This window comes from Mitsuaria sp. MSU3D (assembly GCF_056867975.1).
Genome location: NZ_CP200314.1, coordinates 34,666 through 58,591 on the forward strand (window position 1 = coordinate 34,666; position 23,926 = coordinate 58,591).

Sequence of the window (23,926 nt, forward strand, 5' to 3'; positions counted from 1 at the left end):
ACGGTCATTCCAGAATCGCTACAGTCCGCCACATGGCCAGACCCAAGCAGTTCGATCCCGACGAAGCGCTGGACGCCGCGGTGGCGGTGTTCCGCGAGCACGGCTACGCGGGCAGTTCCGCGGAGATGCTCACCGCTTCGATGGGCATTGGCAAGCAGAGCCTGTACAGCACCTACGGCGGCAAGTGGCCCCTGTACTGCGCGGCGTTGCAGCGTTACGCGCAGAGCGAGACCAGCCGGCACATCGAGGCGCTCAAGAGCGGCAAGACCGCGCTGGACGGCATCGAGCGATTGCTCAAGCGCGTCGTGAACGAGGCACACCTGCCCTGCCTGGGCGTGGGCTCGGTCCAGGAGTTCGGCATGGACAGCGAAGGCAGCGCCGCGCTGGTCGAGATCCGCGAGGCGGGCGGCCGGGCGATGCAGGCGGCGCTGCTGGAACGCCTCCGGGATGCGCAGGCCAAGGGCGAGCTGTCCGCGGTGGTTGAAGCGAAACACGCCGTGGCCTTCGTCTTCGCGCAGATCGCCGCCTTGCGTCTGGCTGCGCGCGGAGGCGCGACGGACACCGAATTGCGCGCGTTGGCGCGACTGTCCCTGCAGGCTCTGAAGTGAGTCTGTTTTTTTTGACCAATTATGGAACGATCGTTCCAGAAAAGAGTGGAAGCAATGAAGCATGACAACATGAACCCGGATCAGCAGGGCACTCGACGTGTCGCGCTGGTCTTCGGTGGTTCGCGCGGCATCGGCGCGGGCATCGTGGAGCGACTCGCGAAGGATGGTTTCGACGTCGCGCTGACCTATGTGTCGCGGCCGGACGCGGCGCAAGCGGCGCTCGGCGTGGTGGAGGCCGCCGGCGGGCGAGGCCTGGCGATCCAGGCCGACAGCGCCGATCCGGTCGCGATCCGCGCGGCGGTCGCCGCGGCGGCCGAGCGGCTGGGACGGCTGGACGCGGTCGTCGTCAACGCGGGCGTGCTGCGGCACGGGACGATCGACGTCGTGTCGCTCGAAGACCTCGACCTGTCTCTGAGCGTCAACGTACGTGGCGTCTTCCTCGCGATCCAGGCCGCGGTGGCGCAGATGCGCGATGGCGGGCGGGTGGTCACCATTGGCAGCAACACGGCGATCCGCACCGGGTCGCCGGGCAGCAGCGTGTACGCGATGACCAAGGCGGCGGTGGCCTCGATGGTCCAGAACCTCGCACTGGATCTCGCGCCGCGAGGCATCACGATCAACAACGTGCAGCCGGGGCCGATCGCCACGGACATGACCGCGCCGTTCGCGGACTACCTTCAGGACAAGTTGAAGCTGGGCCGGATGGGCCAGCCCCGCGAGATCGGGGCGCTGGTGTCTTACCTCGCCGGCCCCGAGTCGGGCTACATGACCGGCGCCAGCCTCACGATCGACGGTGGGTGGGTCCTGTAAGCGGATGTTCTCGGGCGTGAAATCGGTCACGTTTCTAGGTCGGCCAGACATGAAGGCGTTCACCCGGAGCGCATACAACCCGGGGGCCTGTGCTTTCCGACCTTCCCATGTTCCGCCTCCGATTCCGACCGAAACCGCCCGCGGCCAATGAAGCGCCAGTCGCCGCCGAAGGCATCGCCCCCGCTATCGCCGACGTCGACGCCGTCGATGTGATTGCGGCCGAGGCCGACGCCGACGCTGAGGCAGTTTCCGAGGATGTCGATGGCGACGACGACGGCGACGAGCGTCGCAGCACCCCGCGCCGCGACGTGCCGCTCGGGCCTGCGGTGCGCGTCGAGTTTGTGCTGCTGGGCCGCGCCCGCAGCCTGAGCGTGGACGACGTGTCGCTGGGCGGTCTCGGGTTGCGCGGCACGGTCGAGGAGGGGCGCGGTCTGTTCCTTGGCCAGAAGGTCTCGCAGGCGAGGGTGATGGTTGGCGATCAGCTCGTGCTGGTGACCGATCTCGAGGTGCGTATCCGGCGCAGTTTCCGGTCCTTCCTTGCCGGCGAACAGGTCCACATCGGCTGCCGCTTCGTGGGCCTGAACCCGCTGGCCGAAGCAGAACTCCAACGCCTGCTGTCTCAACTGATCGGTCAGCGCACCCGCTGAGCGGCGGCCCTGGATGCCCTGGACCGCCGCTGGCTTGGGCCATAATGCGCCTCCTCCGCGGGCGTCGTATAACGGCTATTACCTTGGCTTCCCAAGCCAATGACGAGGGTTCGACTCCCTTCGCCCGCTCCAGAGACACGCCTGCGACGAGTGCCTTCGGCGCCCGCTCCAGGCAGGCGGCCCCAGCCCCTTCCACAGGGCGCTCTCCAGTCCCCGCCACCGGTGGGGCGACCCGATCCGTGTTGCAATGCTGAACGTTTCCTGAACGCTCCCTGAGCGTTTCCTTTCAGCCGTCCGACATGTCCGCCGCCTCTCCGATCGCTTCCCCCCAGCTCTCCGACGACCCGACGCCGGCCGCCCACACGGGCTGGGCCCTGCTCGCGCTGGCGATCGGCGGTTTCGCGATCGGCACGACCGAATTCGCAGCGATGAGCCTGGTCCCGTTCTTCGCGCCCGATCTCGGCATCGATGCCCCGACGGCGGGCCACGTGATCAGCGCCTACGCGCTGGGCGTGGTGGTCGGCGCGCCGCTGCTGGCGGTGCTCGGCGCCAAGGTGCCGCGACGCACGCTGCTGATCGCGCTGATGCTGGCCTTCGCCGTCGGCAATGGCCTGAGCGCGCTCGCCCCCGGCTATCACGCGATGCTGCTGTTCCGCTTCCTCAGCGGCCTGCCGCATGGCGCCTACTTCGGCGTCGGCGCGCTGGTCGCCGCCTCGCTGGTCGCGCCGGCGCGCCGCGCGCAGTCGGTCAGTCTCATGATGCTGGGGCTCACCGTGGCGACCATCGTCGGCGTGCCGCTGGCCAACTCGCTGGGGCAGTGGGCCGGCTGGCGCTGGGGCTTCGGCGTCGTGACGCTGCTGGCGCTGCTGACCGCCGCGCTGGTCGCGTTGCATGCGCCGCGCGATCGCGTCCAGCCCGGCGCCAGTGCCATGCGCGAGCTCGGCGCGCTCGGCCGTCGCCAGGTCTGGCTGACGCTCGGGATCGCGACGATCGGCTTCGGCGGCATGTTCGCCGTCTACACCTACCTCGGCTCCACGCTGCTGGAGGTCACGCGCACCGGCCCCGGCATGCTGCCGGTCGTGCTGAGCGTGTTCGGCATGGGCATGACCGCGGGCACGCTGGTCTCCGCCTGGGCCGCCGACCGCGCGCTGATGCCCACCATCGGGGGGCTGCTGCTGTGGAGCGCGGCATCGCTGGCGCTGTACCCGTTCGCGGCCGGCAGCCTGTGGACCCTGCTGCCGGTGGTGTTCCTGATCGGTTGCGGCGGCGGTCTCGGCGCCGTGCTGCAGACCCGGCTGATGGACGTCGCCGGCGAGGCGCAGACGCTGGCCGCGGCGCTGAACCACTCGGCCTTCAACGCGGCGAACGCGCTCGGCCCCTGGCTGGGCGGCCTGGCGATCGCCGCCGGCCACGGCTGGACGTCCACCGGATGGGTGGGGGTCGCCCTCGCGTTCGGGGGCTTGATGTTCTGGGCGGTGTCGCTCGCATTCGATCGTCGATAATCGCCGGCTTCTCTTGCTGGAGTCCCGCACATGGCCGACTGGCTGCCGCCCACGCGTTACTGGGTGCTGGCGATCTTCATCGCCTCGGCGCTGTATGCCCACTTCCGCGGGCGTGTCCGCTTCAAGCTGGCCCGCGCGCTGACCGACTTCACCGTGCTGATCTCGCCGATCAATGCGGTCATGTACCTGTTCTCCCGCGCCCCCGCCACGCCCTACCTGAAGACCTCGGCATTCCCCGAGCTCAGCCTGCTGCGCGACAACTGGCAGGTGATCCGCGAGGAAGCCCTCAAGCTCAACGACGAGGGCTACATCAAGGCCGCGTCCGGCTACAACGACATCGGCTTCAACTCGTTCTTCCGCACCGGCTGGAAGCGTTTCTACCTGAAGTGGTACGACCGGGACATGGCCTCGGCGAACGCGCTGTGCCCGAAGACGGTCGAGCTGCTCAAGCAGATCCCGGGCGTGAAGGCGGCGATGTTCGCCTCGCTGCCGCCGGGCGCGAAGCTCGTGCGCCACCGCGACCCGTACGCGGGCTCGTTGCGTTACCACCTCGGCCTGACGACGCCCAATGACCCCGGCTGCTACATCGACGTCGACGGCGAGAAGTACCACTGGAAGGACGGCGAGGACGTGATGTTCGACGAGACCTTCATCCATTACGCCGAGAACACCACGACGCATCAGCGCGTGATCCTGTTCTGCGACGTGGAGCGCCCGGTCCACTTCGCGCCGATCCGCTGGCTGAACCGCGCGTTCGGCAAGCTGGTGATGACGTCCGCCGCGACGCAGAACCTGGAGAGCGAGCCCATCGGCGGCCTCAACAAGTTCTTCTATCACGCCTACAAGGTGCGCCTGTTCTTCAAGGCGTTCAAGGCGAAGTCCCGCACCGGCTACTACGTCGTCAAGTGGGCGCTGATCCTCGGCATCCTGGCGGCGATCTTCCTCTGACCGCCGCGCAGACCGCCCGCTGAAGGCTCAGTCGGCCAGCGCCTGGGACAGGCGCTCGGCCTGCGGGCCGAACGCATAGGCGTCCATCCCGAGCGCGCCGAAGGTGACGCCGTCGTGGATGCGGATGGGCGCGTCGTCGCGACCACCCGCGCCCGCGGCGACATACCAGGGCAGCAGATGCTCGTCCGTCGGGTGCATCAGCGCGGCCGCCGGCGCCTGCGTGCGATAGGCCGCCAGCGCCTCCCAGTCCCGGGCCGCGGAACGTTCCGCGAACCAGCCTCTGAACGCCGCCGATTCGGCCATCTCGGGCATGTCCTCGGACGCCGCGCGCATCAGCAGGCGCAGGTTGTGCGTGATGCTGCCGGTGCCCAGGATCAACACGCCCTCGCGCGACAGCGCCTGCAGCTTGTCGCCGAGCTCGATCAGTTGCGCCGGCGAGGCGTGCGGCGTCAGCGTGAGCGGGATCACGGGCACATCCGCGTCCGGGTAGATGTAGCGCAGCGCGGTCCAGATGCCATGGTCCAGGCCGCCATGATCGACCACCGGCAGCGCGAGCGTCTCGCCGAGCAGCGTCGCCAGCGCCCGGTCACCCGGCGCGTCGTAACGCAGTTGATAGAGCGCCGGCGGGAAACCGCCGAAGTCGTACACCGCCTCGTGCCGGTCGGTGCCGAGCAGGACGGCCTCGCGCGCCGTCGTGTGCGCGGAGATCGCCAGCACCGCCTTCGGCCGGCCCCAGACGGCGTCCAGCGTGCGGCCCAGGCGCTGCATGAAGGCGCCGGCCTCGCCGGGCTCCAGCGCGATCATCGGCGAGCCATGGGAGACGAACAGGGGAGGGAAGTGGGTGTTCATGCGTTCCATTGAACGCCCGGGCGGGAGCCGCATCGTCAAAACCGCTTGCACGGACTGTTCAAGCCGATTGCATGGCCGCACCCCCGTGCCAGCGCGCGGGCATGCGGTTCGCTACAGTCCGCGCATGAGCGCGCACCCGTCTTCTCCGTCCGCCACCCCCGCCGGCGCCCCTGCCGGCACGCCGGCCGGGACCCCCTCGGCCCGGCCGGCTTCCGGTTCTCCCACCGGCCGCCGACCGCCGTCGTTATGGCGGCAGATGGGACTGCAGACCTGGCGCGACTTCCGCGCGGGCGAACTCCATCTGCTGATCCTGGCCCTGATGCTGGCCGTCGCCGCGGTGTGCGCGGTGGCCTTCCTGTCGGATCGGCTGGACCAGGGCCTGCGTCGCGACGCGGCGCAGCTGCTGGGCGGGGACGCGGTCGTCGCCAGCGATCAACCGACGCCCGCGCCGCTGAAGGAACTTGCCCAGCGCCTGAACCTGAGCAGCGTCGAGACGCTCAACTTCCCCAGCATGGCCCGCGCCAACGAGGACCAGGGCGGCGGCAGCCGGCTGGTGGCGGTGAAGTCGGTCAGCCCGCGTTATCCGCTGCGCGGCGCGCTGGCGCTGAAGGACGGCCGCCAGGTGGGTGCGCCGGTCGCCGGCACGGTGTGGGTCGATCCGGGCGTGCTGAGCGCGCTTGGGCTGAAGGTCGGTGATCCGCTGCTGCTCGGCGACGCGACGCTGAAGATTGCCGGCGAGATCGCCAACGAGCCCGATCGCGGCGCCGGTTTCATGAACTTCGCGCCGCGCGTGATGCTGGCGCAGTCCGACATCGCCGCGACCGCGCTGATCCAGCCCGCGAGCCGCATCACCTACCGCTTCGCGGTGATCGGCCAGGCGACCTCGGTGCAGCAGTTCAACGCGCAGGCCCGCCAGCAGATGAAGGATGGCAACTGGCGCGGCGTACGGCTGGAGTCGCTCGAGACGGGCCGCCCCGAGATGCGCCAGACGCTGGACCGCGCGACCAAGTTCCTGAACCTCGTCGCGCTGTTGGCCGCGTTGCTCGCCGCCATCGCGGTCGCGCTCGCGGCGCGGGAATTCGCCAACCGTCACCTGGACGACTGCGCGATGCTGCGCGTGCTTGGCCAGCCGCAGCGCCGGCTGACCTGGGTGTTCACGCTGGAGTTCGCCACCGTCGGCCTGATCGGCAGCGCGATTGGCGTGCTGCTCGGATTCCTGCTGCATTACGGCTTCATCGCGATGTTGGCGGGACTGATCGAGGTCAATCTGCCGGCGCCGGGCCTCTGGCCGGTGTTGCTGGGCCTGGGCATGGGCATGAGCCTGCTGCTCGGCTTCGGCCTGCCGCCGGTGCTGCAACTCGCGGCCGTGCCGCCGCTGCGCGTGATCCGCCGCGAACTGGGCCGACCGAAGATGGGGTCGATCGCCGTGCTGCTGGCCGGTGTCATCGGCTTCTCCGCGGTGCTCACGGCGCTGTCGGCGGACTGGCGCCTGGGGTTGTTCGCCACCGGCGGCTTCGCGGTCGCGCTGGGCCTCTTCGCGCTGCTGGCGTACGGCGCGGTGCTGGCGCTGCGGCGGCTCGTGCCGCAGGCGGGCGCGCCGCGCTGGCTGCTGCTGGCGACGCGGCAGGTCGCCGCGCGGCCGGCCTTCGCGGTGCTGCAGGTCGGCTCATTGTCGCTGGGGCTGCTCGCATTGGCGCTGCTGGTGCTGATGCGCACCGACCTGATCGAGAGCTGGCGCGCCGCGACGCCGGTGAACGCGCCGGACCGTTTCGTCATCAACATCCAGCCGGAGCAGGGCCCGGGTTTCCGCGGCGATCTCGACAAGGCCGGCGTGAAGGACTACGACTGGTACCCGATGATCCGCGGCCGGCTGGTCGCCATCAACGGCGAGGCGATCAAGGCCAGCCGCTTCACCGAGGAGCGCGCCCAGCGTCTGGTGGAGCGGGAGTTCAACCTCAGTCACAGCGGCACGCTGCCGTCGCACAACCTGATCGCCGGCGGGACCTGGACGGCCGAGGAGAAGGACGGCGTCAGCGTCGAGCAGGGCCTCGCGGAACAGCTCGGCCTGAAGCTCGGCGACACGATGCGCTTCGACATCGCGGGCGTGCTGGTCGATTCGAAGATCACCTCGCTGCGCAAGGTCGACTGGGGATCGATGCGGGTCAACTTCTTCGTGCTGTACCCGCGCGCGGAGATGCCGGAGCTGCCGGTCAGCTTCATCTCCGCGTACCGCTCGCCGGAAGGGCAGGGCGCCGCGGCGGCGCTCGATCGCCAGCTGGTCAAGGAGTTCCCCAACCTCACGCTGATCGACGTCTCGGCCGAGCTCAAGCAGGTGCAGCAGGTGCTGGAGCAGGTGATCATGGCCGTGCAGCTGCTGTTCGCGGTGGCGCTGGCGCTGGGCGTGGTCGTGCTGCTGGTGGCGGCGGTGGGGTCACGTGATGCGCGCACGCGGGAGTTCGCTTTGATGCGGGCCTTCGGCGCGTCGAGCGCGCTGCTCGCCGCGGTACAGCGGGCCGAGCTGCTCGGGCTCGGGGCGCTCGCCGGTTTCCTCGCCGGCATCGCCGCCCAGGCGTTGGGGTGGGCGCTGACGCACTACGCCTTCGACTTCGAATGGCAGTTCAAGCCCTGGGTGCTGATCGGCACGACCATCGGCGGCGCCGTGCTGGCGCAACTCGCGGGCTGGTGGGCGCTGCGCGGGGTGCTGCAGCGCCCGGTCGTCCAGACGCTGCGCGAGGCCGATACGAACTGACCTCTTCTTACCCCCTCTCCCGCTTGCGGGAGAGGGCGGGGGGAGGGCCAGCGGCGGAGGCAGTACGGACGCGCTCTTCAACGACAACGGGCGGCCACTGGCCGCCCGTTTGTCATGGTGCGATGAGGATCAGCGGGCGGCGGCGGCGCCCGCAGCACGTTCGGCCGACTCGATCGTGTTGACCAGCAGCATCGTGATCGTCATCGGCCCGACACCGCCCGGCACCGGCGTGATCCAGCCGGCGACTTCCTTGACGCCGTCGAAGTCGACGTCGCCGCAGAGCTTGCCTTCCTCGGTGCGGTTCATGCCGACGTCCAGCACCACCGCGCCCGGCTTGACCATGTCAGCGGTCAGCACGTTGCGCTTGCCCACCGCCGCCACGACGATGTCGGCCTGACGCGTGAAGTGCGCCAGATCCGGCGTCGCGCTGTGGCAGACGGTGACGGTCGCATTGGCCTGCAGCAGCAGCATCGCCATCGGCTTGCCGACGATGTTGCTGCGGCCGATCACGACGGCGTGCTTGCCCTTGGTGTCATAGCCGATGAACTCCAGCATCTTCATGCAGCCGTAGGGCGTGCACGGCTTGAAGCCGTCCTGGCCGACCATCAGCGCGCCGGCGCTGGCGACGTGGAAACCGTCGACGTCCTTCTCCGGCGCGATCGCCTCGATGACCTTGTGCGCGTCGATGCCCTTGGGCAGCGGCAGCTGCACCAGGATGCCGTGGATCGTGGGGTCGTTGTTCAGCGCGTCGACGCGCGCGAGCAGCTCCGCCTCGGTCATCGTGTCGGCGTACTTCTCCAGCACCGAGTGCAGGCCGGCGTCCTCGCAGGCCTTGACCTTGTTGCGCACGTAGACCTGGCTCGCGGGGTTGTCGCCGACCAGCACCACGGCGAGTCCCGGCTTCACGCCCTTGGCCGTCAGTGCGGCGGCGCGCGTCGCCACTTCGGCGCGCAGTTGCTTGGACAGGGCGTTGCCGTCGATCAGTTGTGCGGTCATGTCGGTACTCCGGAACTCGAGAACGAAACTCTGAAATGAAAGAGGCCGCACAGGGCGGCCTCGGGGGATGCGGAGGGAACTCAGCCGGCCTTGGCCTGCGTGTTCGCGCCGAGCGCGATCTTCAGCAGATCGGCCACGGTGTTGGCGTTCAGCTTCTCCATGATGTTGGCGCGATGCGCTTCCACCGTCTTGATGCTGATGCCCAGGTCGTCGGCGATCTGCTTGTTCAGGCGGCCGGCGACGATGCGTTCCAGCACTTGCGCCTCGCGCGTCGTCAGGCGCGACAGCAGCGCGTCGCGGCTGGCCGCTTCCTGCTGCGTGGCGAAGGCGCCGCGGGCCTGGTCCAGCATGCGCTCGACCAGCGACAGCAGTTCCTCTTCCTTGAACGGCTTCTCGATGAAGTCGACCGCGCCCTTCTTCATCGTCTGCACCGCCATCGGCACGTCGCCGTGACCGGTGATGAAGACGATGGGCAGCGGGCTCTTGCGTTCGATCAGCTTGTCCTGGAGTTCCAGGCCGCTCATGCCTTCCATGCGGATGTCGGCGATCAGGCAGGCGACTTCGCGCGGGTCGTAGCGGCTCAGGAAACTCTCGGCGGAGTCATAGCACTTGACCCGGTAGTCCTTGCCTTCCAGCAACCATTGCAAGGAATCTCGCACGGCCTCGTCATCGTCGACGACATAGACGTTACCCTTCTTCGGAATCAAGCTCATGGTGTTGCTGCGGTGTTGTGTGCAGTGCCCGTCCCTGCGTCGCCGCTCTTGTCCAGAGGGGCGAGTGAAGACTCCGGACGCGGAATGTCCACGGGGATCGTGAAGGCGAACCGGCACCCGACGATGGACGGGCCATTGTAGAGGTTCTCGGCACGGATCCGACCCTGGTGGGACTCGATGATGGACCGGCATAACCCTAGGCCGATCCCCAATCCATCGGCCTTCGTGGAGAAGAAGGCCTCGTACATGCGCTCGATGACCTCGACCGGCAGGCCCGGTCCCATGTCGGTCACCGAGAACTCGATGTTGGCGCCGAGCTCGGCGGTGTGCTTGGGCACGACGCGCAGCTCGATGTGCCGGCGCGAGGGCGGCAGCGCCGCGTTGTCGATCGCCTCGGCGGCGTTCTTGAGCAGGTTCAGCAGCACCTGTTCGATCAGGATCGGATCGACGCGCATCACCGGCAGCCGCTGCGCGACGTAGGTGTGGATCTGCACGTTGCGCCGGCGCAGCTCGATGCCGGCCAGCTCGACCGAATCCTCGACGATCGACGCCGCGAACGCGGGCTGGCGCTGCGGTTCGCTCTTCTTCACGAAGGCGCGGATGCGGTGGATGATCTGCCCCGCGCGCTGCGCCTGCTTGGCGGTCTTCTCCAGCGCGACGATCAGGTCGTCCTTCTGGATGTTGTCGCCGCGCACGCGCGAGACCATGCCGTTGCAGTAGTTGGTGATCGCGGTCAGCGGCTGGTTGAGCTCGTGCGCGACGCTCGACGCCATCTCGCCCATCGTGATCAGCCGGCTGGTGACCTGCGCCTTCTCGGTCTGCTGCTGCTGCTGGGCCTCGGCATGCCGGCGCGCGGTGATGTCGGTGGCGATCAGCATCTGCGCCAGGCGGCCGTCGGTCCACTGCAGGTAGCGGGCGCGGACGTCGAACCACATGTCGAGCTGCGCGATGAACACTTCGCGCGAATCGCCGCCGACCTCGGTCAGGTGCTGCGCGGGCAGGCCGCCGTAGCCGTCGACGTCCTCTTCCTCGCCGTGGCCGCCGTCACCGCCGTCACCGCCGGCGCCTGCCGCGTAGCCCGCCTCCTGCGTGCTCGTCGCGCCGGCCAGCGCGGCCGGCTGCGAGCCCGCCAGCATCGCGTGCCCCTTCGGATCGGCGCCGAACCACAGCCGGTAGCTGCGGTTGGCGAAGAGCAGTTCGCCCTGCTGCACCGACAGCACCGACACGGCCGCGTCCAGGCCCTCCAGCACCGTGGTGAAGCGCTCGTGCGAGGCCGACAGCTGGTCGCGCACACGCTTGGCCTCGGTGATGTTGGTCATCGAGGTCATCCAGCCGTTCTGCTTGCCCTTGGGGTCGATCAGCGGCGAGACGTACATGCGGGCGTCGAAGATGCTGCCGTCCTTGCGCATCACCTTCACCTCGGAACCGCCGGCCGGGCTGCGGCCCTGCATCTCCTGCTGCAGCAGGCGCAGGTTCTCCTCGTAGCGGTCGGGCGGCCAGTAGGGGAAGGGCGGCTTGCGGCCGATCAGCTCGGACTCGGCGAAGCCCGTCATCGCGCAGAAGGCCGGATTGACGTAGCTGATGCGCGTCTCCAGGTCCATCGCCCGCATGCCGGTCAGCATGGAGTTCTCCATCGCGCGCCGGAAGTTGGTCTCGGCGGCGAGCGCGTTCTGCACCTGCGCGCGGCGGCGCATGTGCTTCCAGGTGCCGAGCAGCATCCAGACGGTCAGCACCGACAGCGCCATCACCATCCAGAACAGCGTGTTGGAGATCAGGCCGATCGACGTGCGATAGCCCTGGCCGCGCAGCACCAGGCCGGGCGCGGGGGTCATCGGCACCTCGTGATAGATCGGGGCGCGCGTGATGCGTTTGCCCGGCATCGGCGTGACCGTGCTGGCGACGACCTGTTCGCGGGGATCGAGCACCGCGACCGCGTGGCGCGAGGTCAGCTCGTTGGGGACCGAGTAGCGCAGCAGGCCTTCGACCGCGTATTCGGCGATCAGCACGCCGGCGAAACCGGCGCGGTCGCTCAGCGGCAGCTGCAGCTGGAAGACGGTCGAGTTGTTGGCGTCGGCGAACGAGGCCGAATACGTCCGCGTGCGCCGGTCGCGCGCGCCCTGGAAGGCGCGCTCGGGCTCGCTGTTGGCGTGGCCGTTGGGCATGGAGGGGTCGCTGCCCTCCAGCGTCATCAGCGACTCGGCCTGCTCGCCGATCGCCGCGACGCTGACGCGCTTCTCGCGGCGCGCGTTCAGCCAGGTGATGTGGGTGATCTCGGGCCGGTTGCGCGCGATCGCCATCGCGCGCTGCGTGAACTCGAGGTTGTCGATCGAGCGGTTGGCCAGATCGCGCTGCAGCGGGATCAGGAAGTCCTCGTTCTCGATCAGGCGGGAGCGGATCTGCTGCTGCGCCATCTCGGTGTCGCGCTTGACGGCCTCGGCCTCGCGCTCGATCTCCTCGTTGCGCAGGTACCAGAAGGCCGACACGATCGCCGCCAGGAACAGCACCACCGACAGCAGCGGCCCCAAGGTCGCGAAGCGGTCCTGCCGGGACGGGGACTGCCGGCGCCACCACGCCGAGATCAGGCGTTTGACGGGATTCAGGGCACGGCGCGCAAAGCCTTGGACATCGAGGCGGGACAACATGGGCGCGATTATCCCGGCGCGTTCAGCCCGCCCCGGGCCGGGCGGCCCCGGGGCATTCCCGATCCGGGCATTCCCGGATCGCATCGTGAAAGACATCCGTCACGAAACGAGGCCTCCAAAGGCTATTGCATTTCATGATATGGAAACGCATCGCGCTATTTGGAAAATGAGCGGCTTATGCGACACTCCGCCGCCATAGCCCTTCCGGTGGGGTTTGCCGCGTGCGCACGCATGACGGCGCACGCATGACGGTTCTCGCAAGTTCGGGCACAGTGACCCGTTCGAACCGAGAGCCTCGCGCGGCAACCAGCCCGCCAGAAGGCCGTGATTGAGATAGCTAGGAGACAAGACATGTCCGCGCAGCCCCAGTCGTTCCTCGGCGCAGCCGCCAATGACACCGACGCCCTCGAAACCAAGGAATGGCTGGACGCCCTGTCCGCCGTCATCGGTGAGGAAGGCGGCGATCGCGCCCACTTCCTGCTCGAGACCCTGATCGACCACGCGCGTCAGGCCGGCATCGACGTGCCCTTCTCGGCCACCACGGCCTACGTCAACACCATCCCGGCCGACAAGGAAGAGCGCTTCCCCGGCAACATCGAGATGGAAGAACGCCTGCGCGCCTTCATGCGCTGGAACGCGATGGCGATGGTGGTGCGCGCGAACCGCCTGCATCCGGAAGACGGCGGTGACCTGGGCGGCCACATCTCGAGCTTCGCCTCGCTGGCGACGATGCTGGGCTGCGGGTTCAACCACTTCTGGCACGGCGACGACACCGGCGAAGGCGGCGTGCACGGCGGCGACCTGCTCTACATCCAGGGTCACAGCGCGCCCGGCATCTACGCCCGCGCTTTCCTCGAAGGCCGCATCACCGAGGACCAGCTGAACAACTTCCGCCAGGAAGTCGAAGGCAAGGGCCTGTCGAGCTACCCGCATCCGAAGCTGATGCCCGAGTTCTGGCAGTTCCCGACCGTGTCCATGGGCCTGGGCCCGCTGATGGCGATCTATCAGGCGCGCTTCCTGAAGTACCTGCACGCCCGCGGCATCGCCGACACCTCCAAGCGCAAGGTCTGGGTCTTCCTGGGCGACGGCGAGATGGACGAGCCGGAAAGCCTGGGCGCGATCGGCCTGGCCGCGCGCGAGAAGCTGGACAACCTGATCTTCGTCGTCAACTGCAACCTGCAGCGCCTGGACGGCCCGGTGCGCGGCAACGGCAAGATCATCCAGGAGCTGGAAGGCGAATTCCGCGGCTCCGGCTGGAACGTCATCAAGCTGATCTGGGGCTCGTACTGGGACCCGCTGCTGGCGCGCGACAAGCAGGAACTGCTGCGCAAGGTCATGATGGAGACGCTGGACGGCGACTACCAGGCCTACAAGGCCAACGACGGCGCGTTCGTGCGCAAGCATTTCTTCGGCAAGCATCCCGAACTGCTGAAGATGGTCGAGAGCATGTCCGACGAGGACATCTGGCGCCTGAACCGCGGCGGCCACGACCCGCAGAAGGTGTACGCGGCGTACCACAAGGCGGTGAACACCGTCGGCCAGCCGACGGTCATGCTGATCAAGACCGTCAAGGGTTACGGCATGGGCAAGATCGGTGAAGGCAAGAACACCGCGCACCAGACCAAGAAGCTGCAGGACGAGGACATCAAGGCCTTCCGCGACCGCTTCAACATCCCCATCCCGGACAGCGAACTGTCGAAGATCCCGTTCTACAAGCCGGCCGACGACACGCCGGAGATGCAGTACCTGCACGAGCGCCGCAAGACGCTGGGCGGCTACCTGCCCAAGCGCCGTCCGCAGGCGGAAGAGTCGCTGAAGGTGCCCGACCTGGCGACCTTCCAGGCCGTGCTGGATCCGACGGCCGAAGGCCGCGAGATCTCGACGACGCAGGCCTACGTCCGCTTCCTGACGACGCTGCTGCGCGACAAGGACCTGGGCCCGCGCACGGTGCCCATCCTGGTCGACGAGGCGCGCACCTTCGGCATGGAAGGCCTGTTCCGCCAGATCGGCATCTACAACCCCGCGGGTCAGAACTACACGCCGGTCGACAAGGACCAGGTCATGTACTACCGCGAGGACAAGGCCGGCCAGATCCTGCAGGAAGGCATCAACGAAGCGGGCGGCATGGCCAGCTGGATCGCCGCGGCGACGTCGTACTCGACGAACAACCGCGTGATGATCCCGTTCTACGTCTACTACTCGATGTTCGGCTTCCAGCGCATCGGCGACTTGGCCTGGGCGGCGGGCGACATGCAGGCGCGCGGCTTCCTGCTGGGCGGCACGTCGGGCCGCACGACGCTGAACGGCGAAGGCCTGCAGCACGAGGACGGCCACAGCCACATCCTGGCCGGCACGATCCCGAACTGCATCAGCTACGACCCGACCTTCGCGCATGAAGTCGCCGTCATCCTGCACTCCGGCCTGAAGCGCATGGTCGAGAACCAGGAGAACGTCTACTTCTACCTGACCCTGCTCAACGAGAACTACCCGATGCCCGGCCTGAAGGCCGGCACCGAGGAGCAGATCCTCAAGGGCATGTACCTGCTGGAAGAGGCCGTGCAGCCGCAGGGCGCGCAGCCGCTGACGGTGAACCTGCTGGGCTCGGGCACGATCCTGCGCGAGAGCCAGGCCGCCAAGAAGCTGCTCGAAGCGGACTGGGGCGTCGGCGCCAACGTCTGGTCCTGCCCCAGCTTCAACGAGTTGGCCCGCGACGGCCAGAACGCCGAGCGCTGGAACCTGCTGCACCCGACCGAACTGGCCTGCGTCCCCTACGTGACGCAGCAGCTGAGCAAGGTGCAGGGTCCGGTGATCGCGTCGACCGACTACATGAAGAACTACGCGGAGCAGATCCGCGCCTTCATCCCGGCCGGCCGTTCGTACAAGGTGCTGGGCACCGACGGCTTCGGCCGCAGTGACTTCCGCTCCAAGCTGCGTGAGCACTTCGAGATCAACCGCCACTACATCGTCGTGGCCGCGCTGAAGAGCCTGGCCGACGAGGGCAAGATCCCGCAGGCGAAGGTGGCCGAAGCCCTCAAGAAGTACGGCATCAACGTCGACAAGATCAACCCGCTGTACGCCTAAGCGTCGGACTCGGAGACAACACAAATGGCATTGGTGGAAGTCAAGGTTCCCGACATCGGGGACTTCAAGGACGTCGCGATCATCGAGTTGCTGGTCAAGCCCGGCGACACGGTGAAAGTCGAACAGAGCCTCCTGACCGTCGAGTCCGACAAGGCCTCGATGGAGATCCCGTCCTCGGTGGCGGGCGTCGTCAAGGAGGTGAAGGTCAAGATCGGCGACACGATCAACCAGGGTGACCTGATCGTCGTGCTCGAAAGCGATGCCGCGGGTGCTCCGGCGCCGGCCGCCGCCGCGCCCGCTCCGGCGGCCGCTGCTCCGGCGCCCGCGCCGCAGGCTGCACCCGCAGCGGCGCCGGCCGCCGCGCCGGCCGCTGCTGCTGCACCGGCGGGTGCCGTGGACATCGTCGTGCCCGACATCGGCGATTTCGACGAAGTCGCGGTGATCGAGGTGCTGGTCAAGGTTGGTGACACGGTCAAGCAGGAGCAGAGCCTGATCACCGTCGAGAGCGACAAGGCCTCGATGGAGATCCCGTCGTCGCATGGCGGCGTGATCAAGGCGCTGCTGGTCAAGCTCGGCGACAAGGTCGCCAAGGGCTCGAAGATCGCCGTGATCGAAGCCGCTGGCGGTGCCGCCGCCCCGGCTGCTGCCGCGCCCGCTCCGGCGCAGGCTGCCGCCGCGCCGGCTCCGGCCGCCGCGAGCGCGCCGGTCGCGGCGCCGTCGGACCGTCAGGTCCCGACCGCCGCGCTGCCGCCGCACGAGCCGACCAAGCCCTCCGGCAAGCTGCCGCACGCGTCGCCGAGCATCCGCAAGATCGCCCGCGAACTGGGCGTGCCGCTCGACGAGGTGAAGGGGTCCGGCGCCAAGGGCCGCATCACCGAATCCGACGTGCAGGGCTTCGTCAAGGCCGTCATGGCCGGCACGACGCAGACCGTCGCGCAGAAGGCGGCGGCGCCTGCCGGCGGCGCTGCCGGTGGTGGCGCCTTCCCCGGCCTGCTGCCCTGGCCCAAGGTCGACTTCGAGAAATTCGGCCCGGTCGAGCGCAAGGACCTGTCGCGGATCAAGAAGATCAGCGGCGCCAACCTGCATCGCAACTGGGTCACGATCCCGCATGTCACCAACCACGACGATGCGGACATCACCGAGCTGGAGGCCTTCCGCGTCCAGCTGAACAAGGAGAACGAGAAGTCCGGCATCAAGGTCACGATGCTGGCCTTCATGATCAAGGCGACGGTCGCGGCGCTGAAGAAGTTCCCCGAATTCAACGCCTCGCTCGACGGCGACACGCTGGTCCTGAAGAACTACTTCCACATCGGCTTCGCCGCGGACACGCCGAACGGCCTGGTCGTGCCGGTGATCCGCGATTGCGACAAGAAGGGCATCTTCCAGATCAGCCAGGAGATGTCGGAGCTGGCCAAGAAGGCCCGCGACGGCAAGCTCGGCCCGGCCGACATGACCGGCGGCTGCTTCTCGATCTCGTCGCTGGGCGGCATCGGCGGCACCTACTTCACGCCGATCATCAACGCACCGGAAGTCGCGATCATGGGCGTGTGCAAGTCCTCGACGCAGCCCGTGTGGGACGGCAAGCAGTTCCAGCCGCGCCTGATCCTGCCGCTGTCGCTGAGCTGGGACCACCGTGTCATCGACGGCGCGTCGGCCGCACGCTTCAATGTGTACTTCGCGTCCCTGCTGGCGGACTTCCGCCGCATCGTTTTGTGATGGGCACCCGGCGGCGGGATACCGCCGCCACCCGCCGGGCGGGTGCCCGGCCGCCTTGGGGCGGCCCGGCGCCGGCCGGGCGCGCTAAGAATCCATGAGTGAAAGACAACATGGCACAAGTTGAAGTCAAGGTTCCCGACATCGGGGACTTCAAGGACGTCGCGATCATCGAAGTCCTGGTCAAGGTCGGCGACACGGTGAAGGTCGAGCAGAGCCTGGTGACCGTCGAGTCCGACAAGGCCTCGATGGAAATCCCGTCCTCCGTCGCCGGCGTGGTCAAGGAACTCAAGGTCAAGCTGGGCGACAAGCTCAACCAGGGCGACCTGCTGGTCGTGCTGGAGAGCGATGCCGCCGCTGCTCCGGCGCCGGCCGCTGCTGCGCCGGCTCCGGCCGCAGCGGCGCCCGCTCCGACGGCTGCGCCTGCACCCGCCCCCGCGGCGCCGGCTCCGCAAGCCGCGACCTACACCGGCCCGGCCGAAGGCGAGTACGACGTGATCGTGCTCGGCGGCGGTCCTGGCGGCTACTCGGCGGCGTTCCGCGCGGCCGACCTCGGCCTCAAGGTCGCGATCGTCGAGCGTTACGCCACGCTGGGCGGCGTCTGCCTGAACGTCGGCTGCATCCCGTCCAAGGCGCTGCTGCACGTCGCGGCGGTGATGGACGAAGTCAAGCACTTCGCCGATCTGGGCGTCTCGTTCAGCGAGCCGACCGTCGAGCTGCCCAAGCTGCTCGCGCACAAGCAGAAGGTCGTCGGCAAGCTGACCGGCGGCCTGGCCTTCATGGCCAAGGGCCGCAAGGTCACGGTCGTGCGCGGCTACGGCACGCTGCTGGACGCCAACCACCTGTCGGTCGAGGAGACCGCAGGCGAGGCCCAGGAGCGCACCGGCAAGACCCAGACGCTGAAGTTCCGCAAGATCATCCTCGCGGCCGGCTCGCAGGCGGTGCGCCTGCCCTTCATGCCGAACGACCCGCGCGTGATCGACTCGACCGGCGCGCTCGAGCTGACCAGCCGCCCCAAGCGCATGCTGATCGTCGGCGGCGGCATCATCGGCCTGGAGATGGGCACTGTCTACTCGACGCTGGGCGCTCGCCTGGACGTCGTGGAAATGCTGCCCACGCTGATGACGGGCGCGGACCGCGACCTGGTCAAGGTCTGGCAGAAGATGAACGCGCCGCGCTTCGACAACATCATGTTGAACACGAAGACCGTGGCCGCGGAAGCGACGCCCGAAGGCATCAAGGTGACCTTCGAAGGCGAGGGCGCCCCGAAGGAACCGCAGGTCTACGACCTGGTGCTGCAGGCGGTGGGCCGCACGCCCAACGGCAAGAAGATCGGCGCGGACAAGGCCGGCGTGGTCGTGAGCGATCGCGGCTTCATCCCGGTCGACGTGCAGATGCGCACCAACGTCGCGAACGTCTTCGCCATCGGCGACATCGTCGGCCAGCCGATGCTGGCGCACAAGGCGGTGCATGAGGGCCACGTGGCGGCGGAAGTCATCGCCGGCGAGCTGCTCGGCGACGAGGCGCTGGCCAAGTCGCGCTTCGATGCGCGCGTGATCCCCAGCGTCGCCTACACCGATCCGGAAGTGGCCTGGGTCGGCGTGACCGAGGACGAGGCCAAGGCCCGCGGCATCAAGGTCAAGAAGGGCCTGCTGCCCTGGTCGGCCTCCGGCCGCGCGATCGCCAATGGCCGCGACGAGGGCTTCACCAAGCTGCTGTTCGACGAGGAGACCCACCGCATCATCGGCGGCGGCATCGTCGGCACGCATGCGGGCGACATGATCGGCGAGATCGCGCTGGCCATCGAGATGGGCGCCGACGCCGTCGACATCGGCAAGACGATCCACCCGCACCCCACGCTGGGCGAGTCGATCGGTCTGGCCGCGGAAGTCGCGCACGGTTCGTGCACCGACGTCCCGCCGCCGCGCAAGTAAGCGCCGTCCACGGAGCACGCGCCCGGATGCTGGTCCTCGACGCCGCCGCGACTTCGCGCGCGCTCCCGTGGTCCCCCCTGATGGAGGAGATCGCGACGGTCTGCCGCGAGCATCGCGACGGCCGGCTCACCTGTCCGCCGCGGCAGGTGCTGCCGCTGCGCCAGGACGGCGTGTTGCTGGTGATGCCCTGCCTGAGCGACACGCTGTCAATCACCAAGCTCGTCAGTGTGCATCCGCTCAACGCGGCGCTCGGCCTGCCGACGATCTCGGGCGAGGTCGTCGTGCTGGACAGCCGCACCGGCCAGCGCCTGGCGGTGCTGGACGGGCCCGCGCTGACGGCGCGCCGCACGGCGGCCGTCAGCATGCTGGCGCTGCAGCACCTGATCCGCAAGGCGCCGCGCCGCGTGCTGGTGGTCGGCGGTGGCGTGCAGGCGCGCGCGCATGTGGAGGCGCTCCAGGCGCTGCATCCGCAGGCGACGATCCACGTGCAAGGACACCAGACGGTGCCAGGTTTTGTCGAGGAACTCGGCGTCGAGCCGCTGCCGGCGGAATCCCAGACGCGTCACCCCTGGGACGTGATCGTGTGCGCGACCACCAGTCGCGTGCCGGTGCTGCGTCCCGGCGTGGGCGAGGGCGCGGTGGTGATCGGTGTCGGCGCGTTCCGCGACGACATGGTGGAGCTGCCGCAGGAGCTGGTCCGCGGCGCGCAGATCTGGGTCGACGACCCGGTCGGCGCGCAGGCCGAGGCCGGCGACCTGATGGCGGCCGGCCGCTTCGAGCCGCAGGACGCGCTCGACGACCTCGTGCTCGGCCAACGGCCCGTGAACGACGGCCGCACGCGGCTGTTCAAAAGTGTCGGTTGCGCGCGTTGGGACCTCGCGGCTGCCCGTGTGGCCGTACGCGCCACCTGACCGTCGCACGCCACGCCGACGCCCACCACGAGCTGGAGGCGTGCGGGGCCAGGGGGCCGGCCCGATTTGTGGAGCCTGCGAGACGTATGAGGGCCGGCCCCCTGGCCCCGCAAGCCGAACTCAGGCCTCGTCCAGCAACGGACGCAGTGCGTCGTCCCACTGCTCGAGCTCGTCCTCGGACAGGTGCAGCCAGGCCAGCGCCGCGTCGCGGTTGGCGGCCCAGTCGACGTCCTCGTCCAGCCCCTCGTGCTGGCGCATCAGGTGCTCGGCGATCAGGCCCGCGGCGATCAGCGAGCGGATCTCCGGCTCGATGCTTCCGTCCTTCAGCGCCTCGAAGTCGTGATGCAGGCGGATCGCCGTCATCAGTTCGGGCGCGAGGTGCCAGACCTTGATCACGAGCGCGCCGACGACGGCGTGGTCGGTGCGGTGGTTGGCGTTCTCCGTCGCGATGAAGGGGCGGTCGATGCGGGCGGCGGCTTCGACCATCGTCGCGCCATAGCCGCGCACGCTCTGCAGCAGCACCGGCATGCCGACATGGCAGAACAGGCCGTAGCTCTGCGCCAGGTCGACGCGCATGCCGGGCAACTGGCCGGCGATGAAGCCCATCGCGACCGAACGCTTGGTCGATCGCTGCCAGAAGCGCAGCAGGTGCGGGCTGTTGACGGGGATCGCATGACGGACCAGGAAGGCCTGCATCAGCGCGACACTCTCATCCAGGCCCAGGCGGTACATCGCCTGGCCGACGGTCGTGCAAGGCACGTTGCCTGCCACCAGATGCAAGGGGCTGTTGGCCACGCGCAGCAGCGTCGCGGACATGGCGACGTCGGCGGCGGCGACGCGGCCGACTTCGTGGAGGTCAGGCTGAGGCAGTGCCATCACCGCGCGCAGGCGCTGCAGCAGCTCGGGGCAGGGCGGAATCTGGATCTGGCGCAGCGGGCCGTTGGCGCGTGCCTGATCGAGTTCCTGGCGGATGGCTTGGGTCTTCATGTGAGAGCCGGATTATCCCGGCGCTCTCCGACCCGAGGCGCGCGGGGGATGCGGCAAATTGCCGCTTGTCGGAAGGGGCGTCCCCGGGGGCGCATCGCATGTCGCACTTCGCCCGCCGGAGCGCGTCGGGGCAGATACATTGCAGCGCATGTCACGTTTCGTCACTCGTGCAACGTCACGCGCAGGCCGGACAATCCGGCCGGCGCAACGGGCGTTGGCCGTGCTGGTGTCCGCGGCGGGCCTGTGGTCCGCGCTGGCCTGGGGGTGGGACCAGGACAAGCTGACCGAATCCGCGGCGAAGCTGTCGCCGAAGACGCAGGCGTCGGTGAAGGCCATGATCCAGATGGCCGATCGCGCGGCGGCGATGCCCGAGGAACGCGACCGGTTGACGGCGGTCAACAGCTTCTTCAACCAGCGGGTGGCGTTCAAGGACGACATCGAGGTCTGGGGTCAGGTCGACTACTGGGCCACGCCGCTGGAGATGCTGGACAAGGGCGCCGGCGATTGCGAGGACTACGCGATCGCCAAGTACATGAGCCTGCTGAGCGCCGGCGTGCCGCAGTCCAGGCTGCGGATGGTGTACGTGCGGGCGCAGTTCCAGGGCCGGCCGCAGGCGCACATGGTCCTGGCCTACTATGCGCAGCCGGAGGCGGAGCCCTTGATTCTGGACAATATCAATCCGGAGATCCGGCCCGCGTCGCTGCGGCCGGACCTGACGCCGGTGTTCAGCTTCAACGGCGAAGGTCTGTGGAGCGGCGTCGGCGCCACGACGGCGGGGAATCCGCTGGTCCGTCTGTCGCTGTGGCGCGACCTGCTGGCGAAGGCGAAGGCGGAGGGCTTCTGATGGGCGACGGAGAATTCAAGACATGTCCCTGATAAGACAAATCTGGTGGCTGGTCCTGGGCGCTGTACTGGCTTCGGCGCTGGGCGGCGTCGCGGTGAGCACCTGGTCGCTGCGCGAGCTGCTGCAGACGCAGGCGCAGCTGAAGAACGCCGACAACGCCAATGCACTGGCGCTGACGCTGTCGCAGCAGAAGGGCGACGCGGAGCTGATGTCGCTGCTGATCTCGGCGCAATTCGACGCAGGCGCGTACGAGAGCGTGCGCTGGCGTGACGGCAGCGGCGCGCAGGTGTTCGAGCGCCATCTGGAGACGCCGCAGGTCTCGCACGCGCCGCGATGGTTCGTCGCGCTGCTGCCGCTGGACGTGGCGCCGGGCGTGGCGAAGGTGTCGGACGGCTGGAAGGCCGCCGGCGAGATCGAGCTGCGCGGCCAGACCGGTTACGTGCACGAGGCGCTGTGGCGCGCGACGCTCAGCACGGCCCTGTGGCTGATCGCGGTGGGCGTGTTGACGGGCGTGGCGGCGGCGGCGGTGCTGGCGCGGCTGCGCCGGCCGCTGGACACCGCCGTGCGGCAGGCCGAGGGCGTGTCGCAAGGGCGCTTCGAAACCGTGCTGGAGCCGCGCGTGCCGGAGATGCGCAAACTCACGAGCGCCATGAACACGATGGTGGTGCGCACGCGGCAGATGTTCGAGGCCCAGGCCGAGCAGCTGCGCACGCTGCATCACCAGTTGCTGTGCGACGAGTTGACGGGCCTGTCGCATCGGCGGCAGTTCGTGGCGGAGCTGAACTCGGCGCTGGAGCGCGACGACGGTCCGCTGCGCGCGGGCCTCGTGCTGGTGCGGCTGCGGGACCTGCAGGGGCTGAACCAGCGCCTCGGGCACGGCGCGACGGATCAGGCGCTGACGGCGATCGCGCAGGCGCTGCGGGTGTATCCGGAGCAGGTGCGCGGCTGCCTCGCGGGACGGCTCAACGGCTCGGACTTCGCGTTGTGGTTGCCGGCGCCGAACGTGGTCGGCGACACCGCGCAGGCGTTGGCCGATGCGCTGCGGGCCGGCCTGCAGAACCTGGGCTCGGGGGTCGGCGTCGCGCTGGGCGCGGTCGAGCTGATGCGAGACCAGCCGATGAGCGCCTGGTTCGCCGCGGCCGACGCGGCGCTGGCGAAGGCCGAGCAGGGCGAGGGCGTCGTGCTGGAGCTGCGCGAGGCGCCGCCGTCGGACGAGGTCGCGCAGGGCGAGCGGGCGTGGCGCGCGCTGATCTCGGACGCGCTGGCGCACCAGCGCAGCCGGCTGCTGGAGTTCCCGCTGATCGGACGCGAGCGTCAGGTCTTGCATCTCGAATGCCCGCTGCAGCTGAAGCTGAATCCGGTCGGCGAGTTCGAGCCCGCGGCGCGCTGGTTGCCGTTGGCGCTGCGCCATCGGCTGAGCGCCGAGGCGGATCTGCAGGCGCTGGCACTGGCGCTGCAGGCCACGCAGCGTGACGGGCGGATGCGCTGCGTCAACGTGGCGCCGGCGTCGCTGAACGACGGCAGCTTCATCGCCCGTGCGCGCGAACTGGTGCAGGCCGCGCCGGCCGCGGTGCGGCGGCAGATCGGCCTCGAACTGGCCGAGCCGGCGGCGGTGCAGCACTTCGAGGCGCTGCAGGAACTCGGTCGTCAATTGCGCCCGTTGGGCGTGCAGCTCGGCCTCGAACACGCGGGGGCGGGACTGGCTCAAATCGACCGTCTTTTCCAGGCCGGACTGGACTACGTGAAGCTCGACAGCTCGGTGGTCAGCGGCGTGTCGGCGGACGTGGCGCGCGCCGCTTTCGTGCGCAGCCTGGTGGTCATGCTGCGCAGCCTCTCTCTGAAGGTCTATGCGGAAGGCGTTACCGATGCGCTCGACGCACAGGCGCTTTGGGATTGCGAACTCGACGGCATCACCGGACCATGGGCGTCGGCGCAGGAAATCAAGCCCTGACTCATCGAAGTCGGTGAATCGCTTGACCTCCGTCAAGCACT

17 protein-coding genes and 1 tRNA gene are annotated in these 23,926 nt (G+C 68.8%); 13 read left to right on the plus strand and 5 right to left on the minus strand.

Annotation, left to right across the window (positions count from 1 at the left end; all coding sequences use genetic code 11):
• The first annotated feature begins 32 nt into the window (after positions 1-32).
• The 6 genes from AC1VNM_RS00120 to AC1VNM_RS00145 all read left to right on the plus strand — a co-directional run bounded on the left by AC1VNM_RS00120 (position 33) and on the right by AC1VNM_RS00145 (position 4,515).
• On the plus strand, positions 33-608 hold the full coding sequence (locus tag AC1VNM_RS00120) for a TetR/AcrR family transcriptional regulator (protein ID WP_483105439.1): 576 nt from the start codon (positions 33-35) through the stop codon (positions 606-608).
• A gap of 54 nt (positions 609-662) precedes the next feature.
• Positions 663-1,418 carry an SDR family oxidoreductase gene (locus AC1VNM_RS00125; protein WP_483105440.1) on the plus strand — a complete coding sequence of 252 codons (756 nt, stop codon included), beginning with the start codon at positions 663-665 and terminating at the stop codon, positions 1,416-1,418.
• Positions 1,419-1,525: 107 nt separating this feature from the next.
• Positions 1,526-2,065 carry a PilZ domain-containing protein gene (locus AC1VNM_RS00130; RefSeq protein WP_483105441.1) on the plus strand — a complete coding sequence of 180 codons (540 nt, stop codon included), beginning with the start codon at positions 1,526-1,528 and terminating at the stop codon, positions 2,063-2,065.
• 57 nt (positions 2,066-2,122) lie between these two features.
• A tRNA-Gly gene (locus tag AC1VNM_RS00135) sits at positions 2,123-2,197 on the plus strand.
• 167 nt (positions 2,198-2,364) lie between these two features.
• On the plus strand, positions 2,365-3,567 hold the full coding sequence (locus AC1VNM_RS00140; protein WP_483105442.1) for an MFS transporter: 1,203 nt from the start codon (positions 2,365-2,367) through the stop codon (positions 3,565-3,567).
• A 30-nt stretch (positions 3,568-3,597) separates the two neighbouring features.
• Complete coding sequence (locus AC1VNM_RS00145) at positions 3,598-4,515, plus strand: aspartyl/asparaginyl beta-hydroxylase domain-containing protein (protein WP_377156791.1); 918 nt, start codon at positions 3,598-3,600, stop codon at positions 4,513-4,515.
• A gap of 27 nt (positions 4,516-4,542) precedes the next feature.
• Here the strand turns inward: AC1VNM_RS00145 and AC1VNM_RS00150 are convergent, their stop codons facing one another.
• Complete coding sequence (locus tag AC1VNM_RS00150) at positions 4,543-5,364, minus strand: dioxygenase family protein (protein WP_483105443.1); 822 nt, start codon at positions 5,362-5,364, stop codon at positions 4,543-4,545.
• Positions 5,365-5,620: 256 nt separating this feature from the next.
• On the opposite strand from AC1VNM_RS00150, the gene AC1VNM_RS00155 reads away from it, so the two are divergent.
• A complete protein-coding gene (locus AC1VNM_RS00155) occupies positions 5,621-8,113 on the plus strand; it encodes an ABC transporter permease (RefSeq protein WP_483105444.1) in 2,493 nt (830 codons plus the stop codon).
• Positions 8,114-8,242: 129 nt separating this feature from the next.
• Here AC1VNM_RS00155 and folD read toward each other — a convergent pair whose 3' ends face one another.
• The 3 genes from folD to AC1VNM_RS00170 all read right to left on the minus strand — a co-directional run bounded on the left by folD (position 8,243) and on the right by AC1VNM_RS00170 (position 12,464).
• The gene (gene folD, locus AC1VNM_RS00160; RefSeq protein ID WP_377156786.1) at positions 8,243-9,109 is read right to left on the minus strand and encodes a bifunctional methylenetetrahydrofolate dehydrogenase/methenyltetrahydrofolate cyclohydrolase FolD; all 867 of its coding nucleotides are present in this window, start codon (positions 9,107-9,109) and stop codon (positions 8,243-8,245) included.
• An 80-nt stretch (positions 9,110-9,189) separates the two neighbouring features.
• Entirely contained in the window at positions 9,190-9,822 is a 633-nt protein-coding gene (locus tag AC1VNM_RS00165; RefSeq protein WP_067268997.1) for a response regulator transcription factor, read from the minus strand.
• A complete protein-coding gene (locus AC1VNM_RS00170; protein WP_483105445.1) occupies positions 9,819-12,464 on the minus strand; it encodes a PAS domain-containing sensor histidine kinase in 2,646 nt (881 codons plus the stop codon). Before AC1VNM_RS00170 ends, AC1VNM_RS00165 begins: the two co-directional genes overlap by 4 nt.
• A gap of 351 nt (positions 12,465-12,815) precedes the next feature.
• Between AC1VNM_RS00170 and aceE the strand changes: the two genes are divergently transcribed.
• The 4 genes from aceE to AC1VNM_RS00190 all read left to right on the plus strand — a co-directional run bounded on the left by aceE (position 12,816) and on the right by AC1VNM_RS00190 (position 20,103).
• Positions 12,816-15,545, plus strand: a complete 2,730-nt coding sequence (aceE, locus tag AC1VNM_RS00175) for a pyruvate dehydrogenase (acetyl-transferring), homodimeric type (protein WP_377156784.1) — start codon at positions 12,816-12,818, stop codon at positions 15,543-15,545.
• A 24-nt stretch (positions 15,546-15,569) separates the two neighbouring features.
• Positions 15,570-17,261: a dihydrolipoyllysine-residue acetyltransferase gene (aceF, locus tag AC1VNM_RS00180; protein WP_377156782.1), complete on the plus strand. Its 1,692-nt coding sequence runs from the start codon at positions 15,570-15,572 to the stop codon at positions 17,259-17,261.
• A 110-nt stretch (positions 17,262-17,371) separates the two neighbouring features.
• The gene (gene lpdA / locus AC1VNM_RS00185) at positions 17,372-19,192 is read left to right on the plus strand and encodes a dihydrolipoyl dehydrogenase (RefSeq protein ID WP_483105446.1); all 1,821 of its coding nucleotides are present in this window, start codon (positions 17,372-17,374) and stop codon (positions 19,190-19,192) included.
• A gap of 26 nt (positions 19,193-19,218) precedes the next feature.
• On the plus strand, positions 19,219-20,103 hold the full coding sequence (locus tag AC1VNM_RS00190; protein WP_483105447.1) for a delta(1)-pyrroline-2-carboxylate reductase family protein: 885 nt from the start codon (positions 19,219-19,221) through the stop codon (positions 20,101-20,103).
• Positions 20,104-20,223: 120 nt separating this feature from the next.
• On the opposite strand, the gene AC1VNM_RS00195 is transcribed toward AC1VNM_RS00190, so the two are convergent.
• Positions 20,224-21,090, minus strand: coding sequence for an HDOD domain-containing protein (locus tag AC1VNM_RS00195; protein ID WP_483105448.1), 867 nt, complete (start codon positions 21,088-21,090; stop codon positions 20,224-20,226).
• 220 nt (positions 21,091-21,310) lie between these two features.
• On the opposite strand from AC1VNM_RS00195, the gene AC1VNM_RS00200 reads away from it, so the two are divergent.
• A complete protein-coding gene (locus tag AC1VNM_RS00200; protein ID WP_483105449.1) occupies positions 21,311-21,934 on the plus strand; it encodes a transglutaminase-like cysteine peptidase in 624 nt (207 codons plus the stop codon).
• A gap of 22 nt (positions 21,935-21,956) precedes the next feature.
• A complete protein-coding gene (locus AC1VNM_RS00205; protein ID WP_483105450.1) occupies positions 21,957-23,885 on the plus strand; it encodes an EAL domain-containing protein in 1,929 nt (642 codons plus the stop codon).
• Positions 23,886-23,926 lie beyond the last annotated feature (41 nt).